At 61.5% G+C, this 23,382-nt stretch carries 26 protein-coding genes and 1 riboswitch; of the genes, 14 read left to right on the top strand and 12 right to left on the bottom strand.

All coding sequences use genetic code 11. From position 1 onward, the window contains the following. The first annotated feature begins 177 nt into the window (after positions 1–177). A complete protein-coding gene (gene gcvA / locus H4I99_RS11280) occupies positions 178–1,113 on the top strand; it encodes a transcriptional regulator GcvA (RefSeq protein ID WP_163903055.1) in 936 nt (311 codons plus the stop codon). Here the strand turns inward: gcvA and H4I99_RS11275 are convergent. The 5 genes from H4I99_RS11275 to mutM form a co-directional block, all read right to left on the bottom strand. Further along, positions 1,092–1,673, bottom strand: a complete 582-nt coding sequence (locus H4I99_RS11275; RefSeq protein ID WP_163903053.1) for a class I SAM-dependent methyltransferase — start codon at positions 1,671–1,673, stop codon at positions 1,092–1,094. The two genes, gcvA and H4I99_RS11275, sit on opposite strands and share 22 nt — an antisense overlap. Before the next feature lie 68 nt (positions 1,674–1,741). Continuing rightward, positions 1,742–3,304, bottom strand: coding sequence for a chromosomal replication initiator protein DnaA (gene dnaA, locus H4I99_RS11270; protein ID WP_163903050.1), 1,563 nt, complete (start codon positions 3,302–3,304; stop codon positions 1,742–1,744). An 817-nt stretch (positions 3,305–4,121) separates the two neighbouring features. Beyond that, positions 4,122–4,388 carry a 30S ribosomal protein S20 gene (rpsT, locus tag H4I99_RS11265; protein WP_099056353.1) on the bottom strand — a complete coding sequence of 89 codons (267 nt, stop codon included), beginning with the start codon at positions 4,386–4,388 and terminating at the stop codon, positions 4,122–4,124. A 191-nt stretch (positions 4,389–4,579) separates the two neighbouring features. Then, positions 4,580–5,353 carry an enoyl-CoA hydratase gene (locus H4I99_RS11260; RefSeq protein WP_163903048.1) on the bottom strand — a complete coding sequence of 258 codons (774 nt, stop codon included), beginning with the start codon at positions 5,351–5,353 and terminating at the stop codon, positions 4,580–4,582. Between the two features lie 22 nt (positions 5,354–5,375). Next, positions 5,376–6,266, bottom strand: coding sequence for a bifunctional DNA-formamidopyrimidine glycosylase/DNA-(apurinic or apyrimidinic site) lyase (gene mutM, locus H4I99_RS11255; RefSeq protein WP_163903046.1), 891 nt, complete (start codon positions 6,264–6,266; stop codon positions 5,376–5,378). Positions 6,267–6,412: 146 nt separating this feature from the next. On the opposite strand from mutM, the gene ubiE reads away from it, so the two are divergent. The 4 genes from ubiE to H4I99_RS11235 all read left to right on the top strand — a co-directional run bounded on the left by ubiE (position 6,413) and on the right by H4I99_RS11235 (position 10,433). Continuing rightward, positions 6,413–7,189 (top strand): bifunctional demethylmenaquinone methyltransferase/2-methoxy-6-polyprenyl-1,4-benzoquinol methylase UbiE, encoded by a 777-nt coding sequence (gene ubiE / locus H4I99_RS11250; protein ID WP_163903044.1) that lies wholly within the window; start codon positions 6,413–6,415, stop codon positions 7,187–7,189. A gap of 5 nt (positions 7,190–7,194) precedes the next feature. Then, on the top strand, positions 7,195–8,769 hold the full coding sequence (ubiB, locus tag H4I99_RS11245) for a 2-polyprenylphenol 6-hydroxylase (protein ID WP_163903042.1): 1,575 nt from the start codon (positions 7,195–7,197) through the stop codon (positions 8,767–8,769). Between the two features lie 81 nt (positions 8,770–8,850). Beyond that, positions 8,851–10,062, top strand: a complete 1,212-nt coding sequence (coaBC, locus tag H4I99_RS11240; RefSeq protein WP_163903040.1) for a bifunctional phosphopantothenoylcysteine decarboxylase/phosphopantothenate--cysteine ligase CoaBC — start codon at positions 8,851–8,853, stop codon at positions 10,060–10,062. Then, entirely contained in the window at positions 10,059–10,433 is a 375-nt protein-coding gene (locus H4I99_RS11235) for an MmcQ/YjbR family DNA-binding protein (protein WP_163903038.1), read from the top strand. The genes coaBC and H4I99_RS11235 overlap by 4 nt, the downstream gene beginning before the upstream one ends. 13 nt (positions 10,434–10,446) lie before the next feature. Here the strand turns inward: H4I99_RS11235 and H4I99_RS11230 are convergent, their stop codons facing one another. Next, complete coding sequence (locus tag H4I99_RS11230; RefSeq protein ID WP_163903036.1) at positions 10,447–11,259, bottom strand: class II glutamine amidotransferase; 813 nt, start codon at positions 11,257–11,259, stop codon at positions 10,447–10,449. Positions 11,260–11,527: 268 nt separating this feature from the next. On the opposite strand from H4I99_RS11230, the gene H4I99_RS11225 reads away from it, so the two are divergent. From H4I99_RS11225 to H4I99_RS11215, 3 genes are all read left to right on the top strand, one after another. Beyond that, complete coding sequence (locus H4I99_RS11225) at positions 11,528–12,439, top strand: pirin family protein (RefSeq protein WP_163903034.1); 912 nt, start codon at positions 11,528–11,530, stop codon at positions 12,437–12,439. Between the two features lie 141 nt (positions 12,440–12,580). Further along, on the top strand, positions 12,581–13,192 hold the full coding sequence (locus H4I99_RS11220) for a hypothetical protein (RefSeq protein ID WP_163903032.1): 612 nt from the start codon (positions 12,581–12,583) through the stop codon (positions 13,190–13,192). Continuing rightward, a complete protein-coding gene (locus H4I99_RS11215; protein ID WP_163903031.1) occupies positions 13,189–13,719 on the top strand; it encodes a flavin reductase family protein in 531 nt (176 codons plus the stop codon). The genes H4I99_RS11220 and H4I99_RS11215 overlap by 4 nt, the downstream gene beginning before the upstream one ends. Here the strand turns inward: H4I99_RS11215 and thiD are convergent. Genes thiD through thiM form a run of 3 tightly spaced genes read right to left on the bottom strand, consistent with a single transcriptional unit; the run spans position 13,694 to position 15,956 of the window. Further along, complete coding sequence (thiD, locus tag H4I99_RS11210; RefSeq protein WP_163903029.1) at positions 13,694–14,524, bottom strand: bifunctional hydroxymethylpyrimidine kinase/phosphomethylpyrimidine kinase; 831 nt, start codon at positions 14,522–14,524, stop codon at positions 13,694–13,696. The genes H4I99_RS11215 and thiD overlap by 26 nt on opposite strands. Then, the gene (thiE, locus tag H4I99_RS11205; protein ID WP_163903027.1) at positions 14,521–15,156 is read right to left on the bottom strand and encodes a thiamine phosphate synthase; all 636 of its coding nucleotides are present in this window, start codon (positions 15,154–15,156) and stop codon (positions 14,521–14,523) included. The genes thiD and thiE overlap by 4 nt, the downstream gene beginning before the upstream one ends. Further along, positions 15,153–15,956 carry a hydroxyethylthiazole kinase gene (gene thiM / locus H4I99_RS11200; RefSeq protein WP_163903025.1) on the bottom strand — a complete coding sequence of 268 codons (804 nt, stop codon included), beginning with the start codon at positions 15,954–15,956 and terminating at the stop codon, positions 15,153–15,155. The genes thiE and thiM overlap by 4 nt, the downstream gene beginning before the upstream one ends. Positions 15,957–16,011: 55 nt before the next feature. Continuing rightward, positions 16,012–16,108, bottom strand: a riboswitch (TPP riboswitch). 208 nt (positions 16,109–16,316) lie between these two features. On the opposite strand from thiM, the gene H4I99_RS11195 reads away from it, so the two are divergent. Next, positions 16,317–16,991: an HAD-IA family hydrolase gene (locus H4I99_RS11195; RefSeq protein ID WP_244625035.1), complete on the top strand. Its 675-nt coding sequence runs from the start codon at positions 16,317–16,319 to the stop codon at positions 16,989–16,991. Between the two features lie 30 nt (positions 16,992–17,021). Here H4I99_RS11195 and H4I99_RS11190 read toward each other — a convergent pair whose 3' ends face one another. Then, positions 17,022–18,605: a peptide chain release factor 3 gene (locus H4I99_RS11190; RefSeq protein WP_163903023.1), complete on the bottom strand. Its 1,584-nt coding sequence runs from the start codon at positions 18,603–18,605 to the stop codon at positions 17,022–17,024. Positions 18,606–18,697: 92 nt separating this feature from the next. Between H4I99_RS11190 and dut the strand changes: the two genes are divergently transcribed. Next, positions 18,698–19,171 carry a dUTP diphosphatase gene (gene dut, locus H4I99_RS11185; RefSeq protein WP_163903021.1) on the top strand — a complete coding sequence of 158 codons (474 nt, stop codon included), beginning with the start codon at positions 18,698–18,700 and terminating at the stop codon, positions 19,169–19,171. A 32-nt stretch (positions 19,172–19,203) separates the two neighbouring features. Next, a complete protein-coding gene (locus tag H4I99_RS11180) occupies positions 19,204–20,088 on the top strand; it encodes a GNAT family N-acetyltransferase (RefSeq protein ID WP_244625033.1) in 885 nt (294 codons plus the stop codon). Between the two features lie 7 nt (positions 20,089–20,095). On the opposite strand, the gene H4I99_RS11175 is transcribed toward H4I99_RS11180, so the two are convergent. Beyond that, positions 20,096–20,551: an Lrp/AsnC family transcriptional regulator gene (locus tag H4I99_RS11175; RefSeq protein ID WP_163903017.1), complete on the bottom strand. Its 456-nt coding sequence runs from the start codon at positions 20,549–20,551 to the stop codon at positions 20,096–20,098. Between the two features lie 108 nt (positions 20,552–20,659). Between H4I99_RS11175 and H4I99_RS11170 the strand changes: the two genes are divergently transcribed. Both H4I99_RS11170 and H4I99_RS11165 read left to right on the top strand, forming a co-directional pair. Further along, positions 20,660–21,574, top strand: a complete 915-nt coding sequence (locus tag H4I99_RS11170; protein WP_163903015.1) for a DMT family transporter — start codon at positions 20,660–20,662, stop codon at positions 21,572–21,574. Next, the gene (locus H4I99_RS11165) at positions 21,571–21,873 is read left to right on the top strand and encodes an NIPSNAP family protein (RefSeq protein WP_163903013.1); all 303 of its coding nucleotides are present in this window, start codon (positions 21,571–21,573) and stop codon (positions 21,871–21,873) included. Before H4I99_RS11170 ends, H4I99_RS11165 begins: the two co-directional genes overlap by 4 nt. A gap of 4 nt (positions 21,874–21,877) precedes the next feature. On the opposite strand, the gene H4I99_RS11160 is transcribed toward H4I99_RS11165, so the two are convergent. Then, the gene (locus H4I99_RS11160; RefSeq protein ID WP_099056333.1) at positions 21,878–22,510 is read right to left on the bottom strand and encodes a LysE family translocator; all 633 of its coding nucleotides are present in this window, start codon (positions 22,508–22,510) and stop codon (positions 21,878–21,880) included. A 218-nt stretch (positions 22,511–22,728) separates the two neighbouring features. Between H4I99_RS11160 and H4I99_RS11155 the strand changes: the two genes are divergently transcribed. Next, positions 22,729–23,343, top strand: coding sequence for a LysE family translocator (locus H4I99_RS11155; protein WP_163903012.1), 615 nt, complete (start codon positions 22,729–22,731; stop codon positions 23,341–23,343). Positions 23,344–23,382: the final 39 nt, after the last annotated feature.

Below are 23,382 nucleotides of genomic sequence, written 5' to 3'. Positions count from 1 at the left end.
GGCCGAAGTCCGGGTCAGATCGAAATCCGTCCCGGACTTCCCCGTCTTCCCCATGTCGATTTTTAATCGTAATAACTTTTCCAACGGCCATTATTAAGCCTATATAGATCTGTTATTTCTTCATTATCCCGATGACAAACGAGACGATCTCGACCTATGAACGAGTTTTTCTAAATCATGAACGAAACGCTTCCCTCCCTTTCCGGCCTTCGCGCGTTCGAAGCTGCGGCGCGCCATCTGAGCATGACACTTGCCGCGGAAGAACTGCATGTGACGCCGGGCGCCGTTAGCCTGCAGGTGCGGGAGCTAGAAACGACGCTCGGTCTTGCGCTCTTCGAACGGCATCCGCGGCGGCTTTCGCTGACTGAGGCGGGTGCCGATTACTTCTCGACACTGAGGATAGCCTTTCGGCTGATGCGCGAGGCGACCGGTGCGATCAGACGGAAACTTCAGCCTGACGTCGTGACGTTGAGCTGCACCACGGGCTTTGCGATCCAATGGCTGATGCCACGCCTGGAGGAATTCCAGACGGCGTTTCCGGATATCGATCTTCGGATCGGCACGACGGGACGGCTCGTGGATTTCCAGAAGGACGGCGTCGATCTCGCCGTGCGGCATGGGCTTGGTGCCTATCCGGGACTTGCGAGCGAAAGGCTGATCGCCGACGACCTGATTGCTGTCTGCTCGCCGACACTTGCCGCCACTCTCGGCCCGGAAACCGCGCCATCACGATTGAAGCCGCAGATGCTGATCCATGATGTCGATCGCAACGATTGGAGGCTGTGGCTCGAAGCCGCCGGTGCTACGGATATCGACTGGCGCAAGGGGCCGGTGATCGCCCCCGACAGCAACGGTGCGCTGGAAGCGGCGCGGGCCGGCCTCGGCTTTGCCCTGCTGCGTCGAGGTTTTGTCGAACATGATCTCAAACAAGGGCGGCTCGTCAGCCCCTTCAGTACCGCGATCCGCAGTCGTTTCGCCTACTATCTGGTCTATCCGTCACTCGCGCTGGAGCGATCAGCCGTGGCAGCCGTCCGTCAATGGCTGGTCGAGGAAAGCAGCAAGTCTGAGGATCTTGCCGGAACCGGCTCTCCTCACGCGATCGCGGTCACATGAAGCCACTCGGTCGGCTCGCCGTCATAACCGCCGCCCATGACACGTTCGATTGAAGGCTCCGGCCAGCCAGCATCGCGATAGGCATTGGAAAGCCATTCCGACGAGGGACGATTGTAATGTCGCCCGAAACGGTCGGATCCTTCCGTTTCGCCTGCCTTGTAGCTCGCGTAGAAGACCCCACCTGACCTTAGCGCGCGACGGATGCGCGCCAGCACATCGGAAAGACCGGCTCGGGGTACATGCAGCAGGCAGGCGCAGGCCCACACGCCGTCATAGACATTTACCTCATCAAGCTCATCGAAACGCATGACACGGACCGGGCGGCCGAGCCGTTTTTCGGCTTCCGCAGCCATGCCGGACGAACCGTCCGTCGGGGTGACCACGAAACCTCTTGCGGCCAGCCACTCGCTATCCTCACCGGCTCCACAGCCAAGCTCAAGGATCGCGCCACCCGCCGTAACCTGCCTGGCGAATACCTCAAGACGTTCGGTCGGCAAGTTTCGCGACCGGCCGGCATAGGTCTCGGCGTTTTCATCATAGAAGGGAATTGGCCTGTTCATCGAGGGACTCATTTGAAGGCTTCATGCTGACAAAAGAAAAGGCCGGTATCGCTACCGGCCCAGTCTCATCAGGCATTGTTCTCGTTGATCAGCCGCTTGAGAAGTTCGATCTCGTGGCTGAGCTTGGTGTCCTCGGAAACCAACTCCTCGATCTTGCGAACGGCATGGAGCACGGTGGTGTGGTCACGACCGCCAAAGCGTCGGCCGATTTCCGGGAAGGAACGCGGGGTCAGGGTCTTCGACAGATACATGGCGATCTGGCGCGGCTTGACGATGACGCGGGTACGGCGGTTGGAGACAAGCTCCTGACGCGAGACATTGTAATGGCGCGCGACGATACGCTGGATATCTTCAATACGGACGCGCTTCTGTTCGGAAGCGCCAACCAGATGAGCCAATAGTTCATCCACACGCTCCACCGAGAGATTGGGCTCGAAGGAGCGACGGAAGATCAGCTGATTGAAGGCACCTTCAAGATCGCGTCCGCTGCTCGCAACGTTGCGAGCGACATGCGACAGGATTTCCTGCGGAATGTCGAGCGACGAGTCATCCTTCTTGGCAGCTTCCAGTCGGGTCTTCAGCATCTCGAAGCGCATATCGTAGTCAGGCGCTTCCATTTCGATTGCCACACCACCCTGAAGGCGGGATCGGACGCGAGGGTCCAGCGATTCCAGCTCCCAAGGCGCACGGTCGGCGGCGACGACGACCTGCTTGGCGCTGTCGAGCAGCATGTTCAGGAGATGGCAGAACTCGTGCTGGATCATCTTGCCCTGCAGGAACTGCATGTCGTCGATGATCAGGAGGTCGATCGCCCGGAGCGAGTCCTTGAGGGTCAGGGCATCGTTGTCACGGATCGCGGTGGCAAAACGCCACATGAAGTATTCAGCCGTCAGATAGACCACGCGAGGCGCACGCGGACTCTGGATCGCCGCATTGGCGATGGCCTGCAGGAGATGCGTCTTGCCGAGGCCGACGGAGGAGTGAATGAAGAGCGGATTGAAGCGAACGGCACCGGCACCGGCTTCGGCAATCGTCTTTGCCGCGGCAAGGGCAACACGGTTCGAAGCGCCTTCGATGAAGCCATCAAAGGTATAGCGGGAATCGAGCGGAGAGCCGAAGAGCGGGCCATTCGTCGCAACGCGTGCAGCGGCGGCATTGCCGGAAACGGGAGCGATCTGGCCGACAGGCTGGGCCGAAGACTTGCGCGCAGGTGCAGCCGGAGCAGCATCCACGGCAGGGGCGCGATCTTCGACAGCAGGGCTGCGCGTCGTCGTGTTACGACTTGCGCTGCGCACAAGGATCTCGACCTTCAGGATCGCCGGGTCTTCCTGCTGGAAGATGTTGGTGATCAGATCGAGATAACGATTGTTGATCCACGATTTCAGGAACGTAGTCGGCACCGTAAGGCGAATTTCGCTCTTCGACGCCGAATGAAGCTTAAGCCGACCAAACCAGCTCGCGTAAACGTCCGGACCAACCTGAGCCTTCAGCCGCTGGCTGAACCGCTCAAACAGGACATCACGCTTCATTTCAGTGTTTTCTCCTGCTCCTTCAGAGCGCACGGCGCCTACCGCCGTGTGTGCGTGGTCCCCGTTTACCACCGCACCGGCCGTCAAAGTATTCATTTGCATTTTGCCGCCTTCCAAAACTTATCATTCGCGCCGGGCGTCTTTGTAACGCGCCCGGCAACTGCCTCAGCCCCGCGCCACAGATCACATCGCATCATGCGATGGATCCGGCGCCCCCACTGTCGTGCACGACCACCCCAGCCACTGGGTCATCCGCCGTGCACCACCAGCCTCCGGCCGTTCATCCTCGACATGAACCCCGGCGGCTGCCGTATACTCCTTCTTCGCACTATCGCCGGCCTGAGCGACCGGCTCACAAGACAAAACTACTCCGGCACGGAAACCATGGGCTCCCGGCGTAAAATCGACACTGTCTGAAAAAGCGGAATGCTGTGATTCCGCCCAGGGAACGGTGAGTGTCTCGACCGCCAGCTTTGCCGGCTAAGACTGCTCAGGAGACTGGCTCCGCGCACCCTGTTGGAGATCATTAAGGCAGGATCAAAAGCCAAGATCAACAGTGAATTTTACGCAAAATTAAGCGCCGGGCATTGACTCCCAGGCCTCGATTTGAGCGTCACATTTTCGCGGGAAAAGAATCGCTTTTGAATCAACGGGATTCCGAAAAAGCCGAACTTACGCCACAAAAAATCGCCGCGAAAATAAAAAGTCCTTGACTCGAAAGCGAGGCCGCCTGCCCTTAAGTAAAGCGCTCTCCTCGCAAAGATCCTCCGATAACCTTTTGAAATTAAACGATTTTTTATGTCACCTCAGTGACACGCAATCGTCAAACGATACAACCGGAGGAGATAGTTAGCCGGACAGCAGAAAAAGCCCGGCTTTTCAGCCAGGCTTTTTCAAAATGTCAAAATTGCGTCTGAAATTAGGCGGACAGAGCCTTCACGCGCTGGGCAAGACGCGAGATCTTGCGCGAAGCGGTGTTGGCGTGAACCACGCCCTTGGTGGCTGCGCGCTGCAGTTCCGGCTGGGCTGCCTTCAGTGCGTCCTTGGCGAGCGTTGCATCGCCGGAGGCGATTGCTTCTTCAACCTTGCGAATGAAACCACGTACCCGCGAGCGGCGAGCCTTGTTGACTGCAGTGCGGCGAGCGATCTTGCGGGTCGCCTTCTTCGCCGAAGTTGTATTGGCCATGGATGCCTCTCTTCGAATTCAAACCTATCTCCTCCAACGCCGCGTCGGGTCGTTGCGACCTGCCAATTCAGCTATTGGGGAGCTCATTTCGGAAAAGCCAGCGACTTTTCCAACCGTGGGCGGGCATATAGCGGGAAAGCGGAGTTCCGTCAACGCGCAATTTCAACGAAATCGCCGTCCCGCTCGATCCGTCAGCGGTTCTGGAAGTCCGCCTTTCGCTTCTCGACGAAAGCGGCCATGCCTTCCTTCTGGTCTTCCGTCGCGAACAGGGAATGGAACATACGCCGTTCGGAGCGCAATCCCTCGCCCAGCGTCTGCTCGAAGGCCCGGTTGACGGCTTCCTTCGCCATGCGGACGGCCGGCTGGGAAAAGCCTGCGATCTTCTCGGCGGCGGCGACCGCCTCCTCTACCAGCCTTTCATATTCCACCACGCGGGCAACGAGCCCTGCGACTTCGGCTTCATGCGCATCCATCATGCGGCCGGTCAGGCAGAGATCCATGGCCTTGGCCTTGCCGATGGCCCGCGTGAGACGCTGGGTGCCGCCCATGCCGGGAATAACGCCCAGCGTGATTTCCGGCTGGCCGAACTTCGCCGTCTTCGATGCGATGATAAAGTCGCACATCATGGCGAGTTCGCAGCCACCGCCGAGCGCAAAGCCGGAGACGGCTGCGATCAACGGCTTGCGGAAGCCCGCAATGTCATCCCAGCCGCTGATGAAGTCACCGAGATAGGCATCGACGAAATCGAGCCCCTGCATCTCCTTGATATCGGCGCCAGCGGCGAAGGCCTTTTCCGAGCCGGTCAGCACAACGGCACCGATGGCCTTGTCGGCCTGGATCGCCGCCAGCGCCTGGCGCAGTTCGTTCATCACGGTCGAGTTCAGCGCATTCAGCGCCTGCGGGCGGTTGAGCGTGATCAGCGCAACCCGGCCGCGGGTTTCCAGCAGTATCGTCTCGTAACTCATCGACATTCTCTCCCTTGCTTCCTCATTTCTGGCAGATGCGGCAATAGAAGCTCGACCGTCCAGCCTGCGTGATACGCTCGACGTTACCGCTGCAGTCCGGCGTCCGGCAGGATGAACCCTCCCGATCATAGACACTGAAACTGTGCTGGAAATAGCCGAGGGTTCCATCTGTCTGGATATGATCGCGAAGCGAAGAACCGCCCGCGGCGATGGCATCGGCGATGACGGCGCGGATCGCCTCCGTCAGCACCAGCAATTGCTGCTTGGGCCGGCCCGTGGGCGTCACCAGCGTGGCGGCTGCGCGTTCCGGTGAAAGATGCGACCGCCACAGCGCCTCGCAGACATATATATTGCCGAGGCCGGCTATCACCTTCTGGTCGAGGAGCGCGCTCTTCAACGGCTGCTGCTTGCCGGCAAAACGGCTGGCCAGATAATCGGCCGAAAGCTCGTTTCCGACCGGCTCCGGCCCGAGATCACGAAAGGCCGGATAGATATCCAGTTCGTTGCGCGTGGTCAGGTCCATGAAGCCGAAACGGCGTGGGTCGTTGTATATGACGCGGGAGCCTCCATCGGCCCCGTCCAGATGAAAGATCACGTGATCGTGTTTCTCATTCTTGGAGCGCGGATGATGGAAATCTCCAGGCATAACGCCTGCCTCTCCAGCCTCTATACGGAACGAACCCGACATGCCGAGGTGGGCAATCACGGTCGCACCGTCGTCGAGGTCGATCAGGAGGTACTTGGCGCGGCGCGACAGCGCAATGATCCGCCGACCTTGAAGGCGTGCGGCAAATTCCCGCGGCAGGGGAAAGCGCAGGTCGGGACGGCGCAGCTCCAGCTGGCGGATGACGGCGCCTTCCATGGTTGGTGACAATCCCCGCCTGACCGTTTCGACCTCTGGCAATTCCGGCATTGAGACCCATCTTTCTGTTTGAACGGCGGCCTTAACGGTCTATAGACCAGCGCAATGGCTCCGCCGCCGATATCAGGCCCGGAGATAGCGCGCCCGGGGCGTTTTCGCTATGGTCTTTTCGACCAAGAACGAGATGGAGTGAATTGATGGCCGAGAGCCGGACGTCCGCCGAAGGCGGCATGGAAACCTCCTACGGCTTCCGCGAGGTCGCGGATGGCGAGAAGCAGGGTCTGGTCAACGAAGTCTTTCACAAGGTCGCCAAGCGCTACGACATCATGAACGACGTGATGTCCGCCGGCCTGCATCGGGTCTGGAAAGATGCGATGGTTGCTGCCGTCAATCCGCGCAAAGACCCGACCTACCGGTCTCTGGACGTTGCCGGCGGCACCGGCGACATCGCCTTCCGCATCGTCGAGGCCTCCGGCCGGCTTGCCCATGTCACGGTGCTCGATATCAATGGCTCCATGCTCGGCGTGGGTGCCGAACGGGCGGCCAAGAAGGGGCTCTCCGAGAACCTGACCTTCGTCGAGGCGAATGCCGAAAGCCTGCCTTTCGAGGACAACAGCTTCGACGCCTATACGATCGCCTTCGGCATCCGCAACGTTCCCCATATCGACGTGGCGCTGAAGGAAGCCTATCGCGTGCTCAAGCGCGGCGGCCGGCTGCTGGTTCTGGAATTTTCCGAAGTCGACATGCCGCTTCTCGACCGCGTCTATGAAGAGTGGTCGTTCAAGGCGATCCCGCGCTTCGGCCAGATGATCACCGGCGATGCCGAGCCCTACCAGTACCTGGTGGAATCGATCCGCAAGTTTCCCAACCAGCGCGATTTCGCAGCGATGATTTCGAAGGCCGGCTTCTCGCGCGTCACCTTCACCAACTATACCGGCGGCATCGCCGCGCTGCATTCCGGCTGGAAAATCTGATCTTCATGAGCACCATCGGAGCATATTTCCGCCTCGCGCGGGTGGGCTGGGTGCTGGTCAGGGAAGGCGTGGTATCCGCCCTTCCGTCAGACGGGCTTCCGGCGATGGTGGGCGTTGCCAAATCGGCGGCTGGCCTCCTCACACGCAAGCGGGCGAGGCAGGAAGAGCGCTCCGACCGGCTGGCCCGCGCTGTCGAGCGGCTTGGGCCCTCCTATGTGAAGATCGGCCAGTTCCTCGCGACCAGACCGGACGTGGTCGGCGCGGACTTCGCAGAAGACCTTTCCGGCCTGCAGGACCGCATGGCCTTCTTCCCAACGCAAGAGGCCAGGACCTCTATCCGGGAATCGCTCGGACGGACGGTCGACGATCTTTACGTCACCTTTAACGAACCGATCGCGGCGGCATCCATCGCCCAGGTGCATCCCGCCGAAATCGAGACGCCGAACGGCCGCAAGAAGGTTGCAGTCAAGGTGATCCGACCCGGCGTACGCAAGCGTTTCGCCGCCGATCTCGAGGCCATGTACCTCGTTGCCCATCTGCAGGAGCGCTTCCTGCCGCATACGCGCCGTCTGAGGCCCGTCGAGGTCACGAAGACGCTGGAGCAGACGACCAAGGTCGAGATGGACCTGAGGCTTGAAGCCGCGGCCCTTTCCGAGATTGCGGAAAACACCCGCAACGATCCCGGCTTCCGCGTACCAGAAGTCGACTGGGAACGCACCGGCCGCGACGTCGTGACGATGGAATGGATCGACGGCATCAAGATGTCGGATGTCGAGGCGCTGAAGGCCGCCGGGCACGATCTCAACCATCTGGCCGATACGCTGATCCAGTCCTTCCTGCGCCATACGCTCAGGGACGGCTTCTTCCATGCCGACATGCATCCCGGCAACCTCTTCGTCGCGCCCGATGGCACCATTGTCGCGGTCGACATGGGCATCGCCGGCCGGCTGGGCAAGAAGGAACGGCGCTTCCTCGCCGAAATCCTCTACGGCTTCATCACCCGCGACTATATGCGTGTGGCGGAAGTGCATTTCGAAGCCGGCTACGTACCTTCCCATCACGACATGGCGAGCTTCGCGCAGGCGATCCGCGCCATCGGCGAGCCGATCCACGGCCAGCCGGCCGAAACCATTTCCATGGGCAAGCTTTTGACGCTGCTCTTTGAGGTGACTGAGCTCTTCGACATGGAGACCCGTCCCGAACTCGTCATGCTGCAAAAGACCATGGTGGTGGTCGAGGGCGTATCGCGCATTCTCAATCCGCAGTTCAACATGTGGAAGGCTTCCGATCCGGTCGTCTCGGGCTGGATCCGCGACAATCTCGGCCCGAAGCGGATCGCGACCGATCTCAAGGACGGCATGAAGGCCGCCTTCCGGCTGGCCGAGGCTCTTCCGGAAATTGCCGCAAAGACGGAGAAATTCCACAGCGAAGTCATGCAGATGAGCGAAAACGGCCTGCGCTTCGATGCGGCAACCGCCGAAGCCATCGGCAAGGCCGAAGCACGCCACAGTCGTCTCGGCCGGCTGGCGCTCTGGGTCATCGCCATCGCGCTCGTCGCCATCGCCATCCAGATCGGTTGACGACGCCTGCCGTCGCTGCTTCCAAAACGTCGGGCGATGATCTAGGTTCGCCGGAAACACGGCCGGCAGTCGAGGCATTTCATGAGCTTAACCGGGAAACGCATCCTTCTCGTCATCTCCGGCGGCATTGCCGCCTACAAAAGCCTCGACCTGATCCGCCGTCTTGGGGAGCGGGGAGCATCGGTGCGGCCCGTGATGACGGAGGCGGCCCAACAGTTCGTGACGCCGCTCGCCGTCGGCGCGCTTTCGGCAAGCCATGTCTATACCGATCTATTCTCCCGCGAAGATGAACAGGATGTCGGCCACATCCGGCTGGCGCGTGATTGCGACCTGATCGTCGTCGCCCCCGCCAGCGCCGACCTGATGGCGAAGATGGCGAACGGGCTTGCCAACGATCTTGCTTCCGCGGTTCTGCTCGCAACCGACCGGCCGGTCCTGCTGGCGCCGGCCATGAACCCGAAGATGTGGGCGAATGCCGCGACGCGCCGCAACGTCGCGACCCTTCGCGGCGATGGCATCGGCTTCATCGGCCCGATGGCTGGCGAAATGGCGGAAAGCGGCGAAAGCGGCCTTGGTCGCATGGCCGAACCGCTCGACATCGTCGCGGCTGTCGAAACCCAGTTCGATGAACGCCCCAAACCTCTTGCCGGCCGGAAGGCCATCGTGACCTCGGGTCCGACGCATGAACCTATCGACCCGGTGCGCTACATTGCCAACCGCTCCTCGGGACGGCAGGGCCATGCGATCGCGGCCGCCTTGGCGAAGCTCGGCGCCGAGGTCACGCTGGTTTCCGGTCCCGTCACGATCCCCGATCCGGCCGGCGTCACCACGCTTCATGTCGAGCGTGCGGAAGAGATGCGGGATGCGGTGATTTCTCATTTGCCGGCCGATATCGCGGTCATGGTCGCCGCCGTCGCGGACTGGCGTGTAGCGACATCGGCCGACCAGAAGATCAAGAAGAAGCCGGGCGAAGGCCCTGCTCCTCTCCAACTGACCGAAAACCCCGATATCCTGAAGACCGTCGGGCATCACGAGAAACGCCCGAAGGTCGTCGTCGGCTTCGCGGCTGAGACCCAGGATGTCGAGCAAAACGGCCGCATCAAGCTTGAGAAGAAAGGCGCCGACCTGATCGTCGCCAATGACGTTTCCACTGAGACGGGTATCATGGGGGGCACCCGCAACAGTGTGAAGATCATTTCCGCGGCCGGCATCGATGTCTGGCCGGATCTGGCCAAGGAGGAAGTGGCCGAGCGTCTGGCCGCCCTGATTGCGGAAAGGCTTGGCGGAGCATGACGACCACGAAACTTTTCGGATCTGCGGGCTTTGATGCTTTCGTCTCCGGTTTTCCGGGCGTGACCCTTCTCGACCAATGGGAATCGCGCGTTGCCAAAGTGGGTGACAAGGTTTTTGCCCTTATCGCACTGAACCAAGGCGACAACCGCATAACGGTCAAGTGTTCGGAAGAAAGCTTCGAAATCCTGACCGCACTCGACGGGATCGATCAGGCGCCGTATTTCGCCAAACGGAAATGGGTTTCAATCACGGATGGATCGCCCCTGAAGCCCGAGGAAATCGAGCACTATGTGAAGCGATCCTACGACCTCGTGGCGGCAGGTCTGACCAAAAAGGCGCGTACCGAACTCGGCATTGTTCCACTCACCTGACGCGAAGCAGGCCTTACTCGGCAGCCTGTGCGCTGGCCGGGACGGCCGTCAGGCTGGGCTCGAAGGCCACGGCATCCAACCCGTCCTCGCTCAGGATTACGGCGCTGCCGTCAGGGATTTCCACCCACGTGTCGGTCTCGTCGTTCAGCGGTTCGGACACGAGGCAGTAACCGCCCTTGCCGCCCATCGGCGCTGCATAGAGTGTAGGCGCCTGGGCGTCGGTGGCGTAGCGCACCGCATAAAGGGTGCGGCCATCGGAGAAGGCCGCGGTAAAGCGCACCCTCGCCGTGTCTGTAAGTTGCAGGCTCATCTGCTCTACGAAACCCACCGCTTCGGCCACCGCCGCCAGCGGACGCTCGCGCAGGCCAAATTGCAGGGCGAGCAGGAACAGGAGCTCGGAATCGGTGGTCCCCGAACGGGCATGGAAATGCTCGTCGTCGAGCATGGTTTCCATCGGACGCCGCAGCCGGTCGAAATGATCGATCTGGCCGTTATGCATGAAGGTCCAGCTGCCGTTGACGAAGGGATGGCAGTTGTCTCGGCGAGTGGCGCCATGGGTCGCCGCCCGCACATGGGCGAGGAACAGCGGCGAACGGATCTGGCGGGCGAGGCTCTTAAGGTTGCAGTCGGACCAGGCAGGCAACACGTCGCGAAAGCGGCCGGGCTCGGGCCGGTCGCCATACCAGGCAAGGCCGAAGCCATCGGCATTGGTTGCCGTCTTGGCGCGCGTGGCGCAATGAGACTGTTCGATCAGGGAATGGGCGGGAGAGGTGACCAGCTCTTCGAGATAGATGGCTTCTCCGCGGTAGGCTGCCCAGCGACACATTCTTCCTGTACTCCATGGACCGCCGGCCAGAGCGGTTGCCGTTGCGAAAAGGCGGGCATATCGATCCCGCCAGTTTTCGCCTGAATAGTTAGCGAAGTATAAACACCTGCATTATTGATGACAGAATTCTAACAGTGCCGGCAATCACTTTTTGCACTGCGGCATTTCGTTTTGTGAACACTGCGTTCCCGCCGCACCCCTTCGGCGGGGCCAAGGTTCGACTATATTGGTCGCCAAGTGAGAAACGCGCCCCAAAGGAGCAGGAACAATGTCCATTCGCCCCGTCAAGCATGAGAGCCGCGCAATGCCCACCATGGAAGGCGCCGGCGTGAAGCTGCACCGCGTCTTCGGTTTCGGCGATCCGTCGATGACCGACCCCTTCCTGATGATGGACGATTTCAGGAACGACAACCCGTCGGATTATATCCGCGGCTTCCCCTGGCATCCGCATCGCGGCATCGAGACGATCACCTATGTGCTCGCCGGCACCGTCGAGCATGGCGACAGCCTCGGCAATCAGGGCCTGCTCGGCGCAGGCGACCTGCAATGGATGACCGCCGGCAGCGGCATCATGCACCAGGAAATGCCGAAGGGCGATTTCGCCGGCAAGATGCACGGCTTCCAGCTCTGGGCCAACCTGCCCTCGTCGCTGAAGATGACAGCGCCGCGCTATCAGGACATCAAGTCGGCGGATATCCCCGTCGTGGTCGATGACGACGGCACGTCGGTCCGGGTGATCTCCGGCAACTTCTGGGGCAAGAGCGGCCCGGTCGACGGGATCGCGGCGGAGCCGGTCTATCTCGATATTTCCGTGCCGCCGGGCAAGCGCAAGAGCATTCCTGTCGACACCTATCGCTCGGCTTTCGCTTATATCTTCGCGGGGTCCGGCACCTTCCGCGACGCTTCGAAGCCCTTCGGCGTCAAGGTCGAAAAGGAGTATCAGGGAGAGGAGCTGAATATCCGCGATCTCTCGGGCAACCGGACGCTCGTGGTGTTCGACACCGGCGACGAAGTGACCGTGCAGGCCGGCGATGAGGGCATCCGCTTCCTGCTCGTGACCGGCAAGCCGATCAAGGAGCCGGTCGCGTGGCATGGGCCGATCGTGATGAACACGCGCGAAGAGCTGATGCAGGCCATGCGCGAGCTGCAAAACGGTACCTTCATCAAGGCCGACCACTGACGGCTGCCTTCCAAGACGACAACCTCCAACGTCGGGCAAGGCCCGGCGTTGCTGCATCTTCGACTGTCGACAGCGCCAGGGACAAAGCCTAGTCTACCAGCAACAGCATCTAAGCCGTAGCTAAGTATGACAGGGGCAGACATGGCCGATTCCATTCTGAACGAGTTGCGGGAGAGACTAAAGGGCGCGCAGGAGGAATTCGAGGCGGAGCTCGACCGCCGCATCGAAGTACAACGACAGCAATTCCGCTACCGGCTCGAACAGGGCAAGGTCAGATTTGAAGAGGACATGCGCGATTGGCAGGCCCGTTATCGCACCGGCATCTGGCGCTACCTTACGGGTGCGCGCATCGCCTACCTGCTGACTGCGCCCGTCATCTATGCCCTGATCGTGCCGCTCGTCTTCCTTGACCTATCCGTCACGATCTACCAACACATCTGCTTCCGGGTCTATGGCATCGATCTCGTGCGACGCCGCGATCACGTCATCATCGACCGCCAGCATCTCGCCTATCTCAACGCTATCGAAAAGCTGAACTGTATCTATTGCGGTTATGCCAATGGCGTGATCGCCTATGCACGTGAGATCGCCGGACGCACCGAACGCTTCTGGTGTCCGATCAAGCATGCCCGCCGATCAGCAGATCCGCACCCGCTGTTCGAGAGTTTCCTGGAATATGGCGATGCGGAAGCCTATCGTGCCTGGATGGAAAGTTACCGGCGGGGCAAGGGAAACTTCGAGGTGAGATCATGAAGGACTTTCCTCTTTCCAAAGCCTATCAGCTCATCGAACCTGGCCCCGTCGTGCTGCTTACAACGCGCCATGACGGCAAGGCCAATGTCATGACCATGTCATGGCACATGATGATGGAATTCACCCCGCCGCGGATCGCCTGCATCGTTAGCGGGGCCGATTACAGCTTCATCGCGCTGGCGAAGACGGAGGAATGCGTGATCGCCATTCCCTCCGTCGAGATCGCCGAAAAGGTGGTCGCGGCCGGCAACTGCTCCGGTCGTGATATCGACAAATTTGCCGAGATCGGATTGACACCGCTGCCGGCGGCGAAGGTTTCCGCGCCATTGATCGCAGAGTGCTTTGCCAATCTTGAATGCAAGGTCGTCGATCAGGATTTCGTCGAACGCTACAACCTCTTCGTTTTGGAAGTGGTGAAGGCCTGGCACGATCCAGCCAGACCTTCACCGAAAACAATTCACCACAAGGGCTACGGCACCTTCGCCGTCGATGGCGAGGACATCACGCTCGATTCGAAGATGCCGTAGGGCTCGACGGCCAGAGACTATGAAAATGATGTACCGGCCCATGGCCGGAACCGACGGAAAGATCGCCCGAGGCCGCGACTGCTCCAGCAAGCCAGGATTTCGCGGCGGCAATGGCGTCTGTCGGGGGCAGCCCTTTGGCAAGACCGGCGGCGACTGCGCTCGACAGCGAGCAGCCGGTGCCATGGGTGTTCTTCGTCAAGAAACGCGGCGCCTCGAACCAGTGCGTCCCCTCTTTCGCGACGAGAACATCCGGGCTTTCAGGCCCTTCGAGATGCCCGCCCTTGACCAGAACGGCGGCGGGACCGAGCGCGACCAGAGCCGCGCCCTGTTCCGCCATGGTCGCCCGGTCGAGAGCCTCTTCCACGCCGAGCAAGGCCGCGGCCTCCGGCAGGTTCGGCGTCAGCAGTGTCGCCAGCGGCAGCAGGCATTCGGTCAATGCGGTGACCGCCGATGCGTCGAGAAGGGCCGTCCCACCCTTTGCGATCATCACCGGATCGAGCACCACTGGCACATCAGGATGATCCTCCAGCACACCGGCAACCGCGCGGGCAATGCCGGCATTGGCAATCATGCCGATCTTCACCGCATCGACCCGCACATCGGCAAAGACCATGCGGATCTGGTCGGCCACGAATTCGGCCGGCACGGCATGCACGCCGGAGACGCCCGTGGTGTTCTGGGCCGTCAGCGCCGTCAGCGCGGCCATGCCGTAGACACCGAGGGCCGAGAAGGTCTTGAGATCGGCCTGAATGCCGGCTCCGCCCGAAGGATCGGAGCCGGCGATGGACAGCACGTTGGGGATCATCGGCGCGCCCTCCGGATCGCCCCTGCGAGCTCCATGGTCGCCGATGCCGGGTCCGGCTGGCCGCAGATGGCAGAGACGACGGCAAGGCCGGCAGCACCCGTCGCAAGCGTATCAACGACATGCTGAAGTTTCAGCCCGCCGATACCGACGACCGGCACCGGGCTTGCCGCGGTGACTGCCGCAAGTCCTTCGAAACCGATCGCCGGGGGATGGCCGGGCTTGGTCGAGGTGGGGAAAACCGGCCCGACACCGACATGATCCACGACCGACGGATCGAGCGCATTGGCAAGTTCGACGCTGCCGATGGAGAGGCCGAGGATCATGTTCGGCCCGATCAGCCTGCGGACCTCGGCGACCGGCATGTCGTTCTGGCCGACATGCACACCGTCAGCGCCGATGGCAATCGCGGCCTCGACATCGTCGTTGACGATGAGCGGCACGCCCGAGCCGGCGAGAGCGGCTTTCAGCGCTCGACCGGTCTCGATCATCTTGTGCGTCGTTGCCTTCTTGTCGCGCAGTTGCACCAGCGTCGCGCCGCCGGCAACGGCGAGCCGTGCCGTTTCCACCATGCCGATCGGCTCGCAGAGAACCGGGTCGAGGACAAGATAGAGGGAGAGATCGACGTTTTTCATAGCCGTTCGATCCTCGCTTCACCGTCCAGAGCCTCGGGAGTGAGAGCAGCAAGCGCGTCAAGGAAACGCCAGCCGAAGGAACCCGGACCATCCGATCCCGAAGCCGCCCTTTCGCCGGACACGGCAAAATGCGCGAGAGCTGCGACGGTTGCCGAAAGCGGATCTTCCGGACGGATGGCGGCATAGGCGCCGACAAGGCATGTGAGCGAGCAACCGAGCGCCGTTACCTTCGGCATCAGCACTGAGCCGCCGGAGAGCCTGACCGCATGGCGGCCATCGGTGACGAAGTCGGTTGCGCCGGTAACCGCGACGACGCATACCTGACGCTCCGCCAGTTCATTCGCCGCTTCCTCGGCAAGCTCCACCGGATCGCGGCTATCGACGCCTTTCGCGCTGCTCGTGCCGCCTGCAAGGGAGATGATTTCGGATGCGTTGCCGCGGATCACCGTCGGGGCGAGCGCCAGAAGCTCGGCTGTCGCCCTGCGGCGATAGGCGGTTGCGAAATGGGCGACCGGGTCGAGCACCCATGGCCGGCGGGCAGCCGTCGCCCCGCCGATCGCGGCTTTCATGCCGGCAATCCATTGCGGCGAGGCTGTGCCGATATTGACGGTGAGCGCGCCGGCAAAGCCCGCGAATTCGCCGGCCTCCTCTTCCGCATGGACCATGGCAGGCGATGCGCCTGCGGCCAGAAGCACATTGGCGGCAATGTTCATCGCGACGTAATTGGTGATGCATTGCACCAGTGGTGCGGCCTCGCGCATTTCGCGCAGCAGGTTTCCGGGAAACTGGATCTCGTTCATTTGCCCCTTTCAGGCGGGGCAAATCGGCGGGAACGCGAGAGTCACGAAGACGGGTGAGCGGTCCCGAGCGACTCCCTCCGCCAGCATTATCTGGTTCAGGTTCGAAGGGTACGTCTCAGCCCGTCTTGCGACGAGCGCCCCTGTCTCTCAACGATGCCGTTATAGACCGCGCAACGCCGGCTGTCACCCCGGGGGATGAAACTCAATCAGGACAGGCGTTCAGCGCGACATGCTTTGGAAAGTCGAACGGAAACGAACGCCCCGCTCCCCCACGCGGTTTTGAACCTCAGGCGTTTGCCGCCTCAGTCAAAACCGGCTATCTCCTTGCCAATCGCGATCACCTGCCTCGAGGAGCCGAAATTGACCACCAGCGGAACGACAATCTTCGACAAGCGCTATGCCGGCTTCCTCTTCGACATGGACGGCACGCTGCTCAACTCCATTGCCGCGGCCGAGCGGGTCTGGAGCCGGTGGGCCGAACGACAGGGGCTCGATGTCGAGGCCTTCCTGCCGACGATGCACGGCAAGCGCGGCATCGACACCATCCGAGGCCTTGGCCTGCCGGGCATCGATGTCGAAGCGGAAGCGCTGGAAATCGAGCGCGGCGAGATCGAGGATGTCGAGGGTGTTCTGCCAATTCCCGGCGCAGTCGATTTTCTCAACGCGCTGCCGTCGTCGCGCTGGGCCATCGTGACATCAGCGCCCGTCGCGCTCGCAAGGGCGCGGATCGAGGCCGCCGGCCTGCCGCAGCCGCCAAGAATCATCACCGCAGAGGATGTGAAGATCGGCAAGCCGGACCCAGCCGGCTATCTGCTCGCAGCGCGAAATCTCGACGTTCAGTCGTCTCGCTGCCTCGTGTTCGAGGATGTGACGGCAGGCGTGAAGGCCGCTGAAGCCGCAGGGGCTGATGTAATGGTCGTCACCGCAACCCACAGCCACAGGATGGACACGTCCCACCCGACGATCTCATCCTATGAAGGCATGACGGTGCATCTCGACAAGGCCGGCGAGATGCGGATCGTCAGGGAAGTCTGACCAACCCCGTTAGAACGGATGAAGCCGATATCACGCCGCCTTGGCGACGTGATATTCCTTGATTGCGACCATCTTGATGGCCGGAGAGCGTTCGGATTCGTAACGCAGCGAGAAGCCGTCCTGCGCCATGAAGACCGGGTCGCCGTCGAGATCGCGGCAGATATCGCCGCGGTGGGACGACATGAACTTGTCCAGATCGGCCACCTGCTCGGCCGAAATCCAGCGGCAGACCGAAAAGCGCGACATTTCGAAGGAAACAGGCAGGCCATATTCCGCAGACAGACGTTCCTTCAGAACGTCGAGCTGCAGAGCGCCGACGACGCCGACGATGGCGGGCGAACCGTCTTCCGGCTGGAAGAGCTGGACAACGCCCTCTTCCGCCATCTGCTGCAGGGCTTCCTTGAGCTTCTTCGCCTTCATCGCATCTTCCAGGCGCACGCGGCGCAGGATTTCAGGCGAGAAGTTCGGCACACCCTGGAATACCAGCGGTTCACCCTCGGTCAGCGTGTCACCGATACGCAGCGTGCCGTGGTTGGGAATGCCGACCACGTCGCCGGCATAGGCCGTATCGGCAAGCTGGCGCTGGGAGGCGAAGAAGAACTGCGGCGCGGTGAGACCGAGCTGCTTGCCGGTGCGTGCGAGCCTTGCTTTCATGCCGCGCTCCAGCTTGCCCGAGCAGATACGGGCAAAGGCGATGCGGTCGCGATGGTTCGGGTCCATGTTGGCCTGGATCTTGAAGACGAAGGCCGTCATCTTGTCTTCCGCCGCATGGACGGTGCGGATATCGGCCACCTGGTCGCGCGGCGGCGGCGCGTATGCACCGAGAGCGTTGATGAGGTCGCGAACACCGAAATTCTTCAGGGCCGAGCCAAAGAAGACCGGGGTCATGTGCCCCTCGAGGAAAGCCTCGCGGTCGAAGGGACGGCAGGCCTCGCGGGCAAGTTCCAGCTCGTCGATGAAGACCTGGCGCTCGTTTTCCGGCAGATGATCCGCCACCGCCTGCGGGCCATTGACCGGCGTCGGCTCGACCTGCGTGTCGGAGCCGCGATAGGTGTTGTCCGCAAGATTGTAGGAGCCGCAGAAGGTCTTGGAACGGCCGACCGGCCATGTGATGGGCGCAGTATCGAGCGCCAGCTTTTCCTCGACCTCGTCCAGAATCTCGAATGGATCGCGGCTTTCGCGGTCCATCTTATTGATGAAGGTGATAATCGGGATGTCGCGCATGCGGCAGACTTCGAAGAGCTTCAGCGTCCGCGGCTCGATACCCTTGGCGGCATCGATGACCATGACGGCCGCGTCGACGGCCGTCAGCGTGCGATAGGTATCGTCGGCGAAGTCCTCGTGACCTGGCGTATCGAGAATGTTGAAGACATTGCCTTCATATTCGAAGGTCATCACCGAGGTGACGACCGAGATGCCGCGCTCGCGCTCGATCTTCATCCAGTCCGAACGGGTCTGGATGCGATCCTTTTTGGCCTTGACCTCACCGGCGAGCTGGATCGCGCCGCCGAACAGCAGCAGCTTTTCGGTAAGCGTGGTCTTGCCGGCGTCCGGATGCGCGATGATCGCGAAAGTGCGGCGGCGGGATACCGCCTCTGCGAGCGTTTCAGCCATGAGTGTGAATCCTGTGGAATTGCCGCGTATCTAGCGACTAAAGCCCGGCAATGCAATTGACCTGAGGCTTTCGCGCGCAAACTAATGGACGCATGAACATCCATAACGACATTCGCCCCACCCTCAAGCTCGTCCGCCTGCCGCATGGACAGGATCTGCCGCTGCCCGCCTACGAGACCGCTGGCGCCGCCGGCATGGACCTTAGAGCCGCCGTTGCCGACGACCAGCCGATGACGCTTGCGCCCGGACAGCGCGCGCTAGTTCCGACCGGCTTCGTCATGGAAATCCCGGAAGGGTTCGAGGCGCAAATCCGGCCACGTTCCGGCCTTGCCTTCAAAAACGGCATCACCTGCCTCAACACGCCCGGCACCATCGACAGCGATTATCGCGGCGAGGTGAAGGTGCTGCTCATCAACCTCGGCGACGAGCCTTTCGAGATCACCCGCGGCATGCGCATCGCCCAGACGATCATCGCCCCGGTGACGCAGGTGCGGGTTCAGGAAACGACCGAGGCTTCCACCACCGATCGCGGCGCAGGCGGCTTCGGCTCCACCGGCGTGGCATGAACCCGTCTGAAAAGCGCCCTGCTGACCGGAAATTGTCTGACCGGTCGGGCCTCTTCTTTCGTCAGGATTATTTCGACGATCCGGCGGGATGGTTGGCGATCAAGACGCTGCTCATCGATATCTTCAATGTCGATATAAGTGCGCTCGACGGTTTGGGTGGCCATGACCGCACCAGCTTTCCTTCGGCCTATTTCGACGGCGACGGACGCTGCATCGCTAATCTCAGCGCCTTTTCCATGCCGTTGATGATCGACGGACGCGTCATCAAGGCCGCCGGCTGGCAATCCGGCGCAGTGCGGCCCGAATATCGCGGCCGCGGCCTCTATCAGGACCTTATTCGCATCACGCTCGATCGTTGCGAGGAGCGGGGCCTGGAGGCCATCGTGCTCTACACGGACAAGCCCGGTCTCTATACGCCTCACGGCTTCCGCATCCTGCCGCAATACAGCTTCAAGGGGCCTACGCCGGCAATATCCGGAACGCCACGGCCGGCCCGCCTGCTCGACATCAACAGGGATCTCGATCTGCTGCGAAAGCTTCTGGCCGACCGCATGCCGGTTTCCAGCCGCTTTGCCGTTGCCGACCAGCGGCTGATGTTCCTACTGAACTGCCATCTGATCGAAGATATCTCGCTTTCCCTGCTCGCCGATGGCGAAGCCGTCGTCGTGTGGCGGATGACGGATAATGGAGCGTTCCAGCTTCTCGACATCGCCGGCTCTCGCATTCCGTCACTCGCTGAAATTATCGCGGCCCTCGGCATCGCACCTGCGTCCGTCGAGACGCTCGTTCCGCCGGATCGGCTTTCATGGGAACCGACGGTGATCGAGGGCAGCGGATCGGAAGCCTTCATGATGCGCGCGCGGGACGAACTGTTTCCAAGCGGGCCGACCTGTATTTCCCCTATGGCGGAATTCTGAGAAGTGCTCAACCGACCGGCGGCGGCAGGCGTCGCTTCACCGGGGTCGACTTGATCATCGACGTATTCGTCTGCGCCCGCTCCACGACGCGGTCGAGGATGCGGTCCAGATCGGTCATGCTGCGCACGGCCATGCGGCAGATGAAGCAATCGTCGCCCGTCACCTTGTCGCATTCGGTGATCTCGGGCGTCTCCTGAATGATCCGCTCGACGATATGCAGCATGCCCGGCAGCGGGCGAACCCGGACAATCGCCTGCAGGGGATAACCGAGCGCTTCAAGCTCCACATCCGCGCTATAGCCGGTGAGCACGCCCCTTTCCTCGAGCCGGCGAAGCCGTTCCGAACAACTGGGTGATGAAAGACCCGCTTTCACCGCAAGTTCCTTCAGCGAAATGCGTGCATCCTCGGCCAGCGCCTCGACGATCCTACGGTCCGCAGCATCCAGAGAAAGATAAGCCTCCACGTTTCATTCTCCTAAGGAAATTATCCAGATGAGACTATCAGCCTAATCGCAGCGCAGCAATATCGCGAAAGACCGTAATAGTATGCAGCCATCGCAAAGGAGAAAACGATGGCCGACGCATCACGACGGGGAATTTGGGAAATGACCGCCGCCATGGCGATGTCGGGAACCATCGGCTGGTTCGTGGTGATGTCGGGCGAGCCGCCCGTCAACGTCGTCTTCTGGCGCTGCCTGTTCGGTCTTCCGGCACTGCTTCTGATCTGCCGGCTTGGCGGCCATTTGCGCCTTGATGCATTCAACCGACGGCGCCTGATGCTGGCGATTGCGGGCGGCGTGGCGCTGGTCCTGAACTGGCTGGCACTCTTTTCCGCCTATCCTCTTGCCTCCATTTCCGTTGCCACGATCGTCTACAACGTACAGCCCTTCCTGCTGGTCAGCCTGGGCGTGGTGTTTCTCGGGGAGAAGATCTCGCGTAGCAAGGTCTTCTGGCTGGTCGTCGCTTTTGCCGGAACGGTGGCGATGACGATGGGCGGCGCTCAGGTCGGGACAGTGGCCGGGCCGTCCGGATATCTTCTCGGCATCCTGCTCTCGCTGACGGCCGCCTTCTGCTATGCGCTTGCCGCACTCGCCGCCCGCCAGCTCAAGGGTACGCCGCCGCAGCTGATCGCACTGGTTCAGGTGGCGACCGGGGCCGTCATGCTGGCTCCGCTTGCGGACTGGACATCGCTGCCTTCCACACCGGCCACATGGTCGATGCTCGCGACGCTCGGCTTCGTGCATACCGGCCTGATGTATGCCCTGCTCTACAGCGCCATCCAGCGGCTTCCGGTCGCGCTGACCGGCACGCTGTCATTTCTCTATCCGGTCGTCGCCGTGCTCGTGGATATCTTCGCCTTCGGCCACGTGCTAACCGCAACGCAGGCGGCGGGAGCTGCCGGCATCCTGCTTGCCGCCATCGCCGCCACGCTCAACTGGGCGCCGCCGTTTCTCAACACACCCCGCACAAAGGAAAACCGTGCATGATCACCTGCAGCCTTCGCTATGTCATCGATCCCTACAAGCTTGCCGAGTTCGAGCACTATGCGAAGCTCTGGATCCCTCTCGTCAACCGGCTTGGCGGCACCCATCACGGCTATTTCCTGCCATCCGAGGGGGCAAACAACATCGCGCTTGCGCTGTTCACCTTCCCTTCGCTTGCCGAATACGAAGTCTACAGAACCCGCATGGCCGAAGATGAAGAGTGCAAGGCCGCCTTTGCCTATGCCGAGGAGACACGCTGCATCCTGAGCTACGACCGCAGCTTCATGCGCCCGGTTCTCTGATTGCTCAGCGCTGCGCTTCGGTCGCCATCCGCAGGGCGAGCGCAGCAAGCACCGTTCCCATCAGCCAGCGTTGCACGACCATCCAGAAGGGACGGCCGGCAAGGAAAATGGCAATCGAGCCCGCCATCAGCGCAATCATGGCATTGACCGTGACGCTGATGGCGATCTGCGTGCTTCCCAGCACCACCGACTGCAGGAGAACACTGCCCTTGGCGGGATCCACGAATTGCGGCAGCAGCGAGAGATAGAGAACGGCCGCCTTCGGATTGAGAAGATTGGTCACAAGACCCATGACGAAGAGCTTGGCTGGGCTATCCTTCGGCAAGTCGCGAACCTGAAAGGGCGAACGTCCGCCCGGCTTCAACGCCTGCCATGCCATCCACAACAGATAGGCCGCACCTGCAAACTTCAGGACATCATAGGCGAAAGGCACGGCCATGATGAGAACCGTAATGCCAAGCGCCGACATCAGCATGTAGAAGACGAAGCCGAGCGCCACGCCACCGAGAGAAACGAGGCCGGCGGCCGGTCCCTGACAGATGGATCGTGACACCAGATAGATCATGTTCGGCCCCGGCGTCAGGACCATGCCGAGGCAGATCAAGGCAAAGGCGAGGATTGCAGGCAGGGAGGGCATCGGAAAACCAATCGGAGATGTCAGGCAAAGGCGGGTACGGTGACCCTATGCAGGGCGCGATGTCCGCCGCAAGCGCAATCCTGTCACCATTGCAAGTTTGGGCGCATGGAGGTACCTCCTCACCTATGCCCGGAGCCAATACCGGCAGCCGAAGTCGCGGTCTCTTTCGAACCGCTCAAGATCTTGCATCACGCTTCGGATCGTACGAGGAGGAAACCATGACCCCTGCCACCCTGCTCGCCTATGGCGGCGCGCTGTTCATTGCGGCCGCCATTCCCGGCCCCGGCATGACGGCAATCGTCGCGCGCGCCCTAGGTTCCGGTTTCCGGCCGACATTCTTCATGGGGCTCGGTCTCATTCTCGGCGATCTCTGCTACCTGACCGCAGTCGTCCTCGGCCTCGCGCTGGTGGCGCAAACCTTCGCCACGCCGTTTCTCGTCATCAAATATCTGGGCGCGCTCTATCTCTGCTACATAGCTTGGAAGCTCTGGACCGCCGGGCTCCTGCCGCAGAAGATCGACGTGCAGTGCGCTACGCATGCGGGCATGTCCTTCCTCTCCGGTTTCCTGCTGACGCTCGGCAATCCGAAGACCATGCTGTTTTATGTCGCGCTGGTCCCCACGCTCATTCCCCTCCAGCAGATCGGATGGCAGGATTACACCGTTCTTGCCGGCACGACATTTGCCGTACTGATGGGGGTGCTGCTGCCATACATCCTGCTTGCCTCGCAGGCGCGGGCGCTGCTGAAGAAGCCTGCGGCCCTCAAGACCCTGAATCGGTCGGCGGCCAGCGTTCTGGCCGGCACCGCCGCCTATATCGCTGCCCGTACATAGAATATTTCGAGCGATGACGGAATCGCCTGTAACGCCCTA

Origin of the sequence: Paenirhizobium daejeonense (assembly GCF_014280875.1) — a bacterium.
GTDB classification, from domain to species: Bacteria; Pseudomonadota; Alphaproteobacteria; order Rhizobiales; family Rhizobiaceae; genus Allorhizobium; species Allorhizobium daejeonense.
This window is presented reverse-complemented; position numbering and strand designations above follow the sequence as displayed.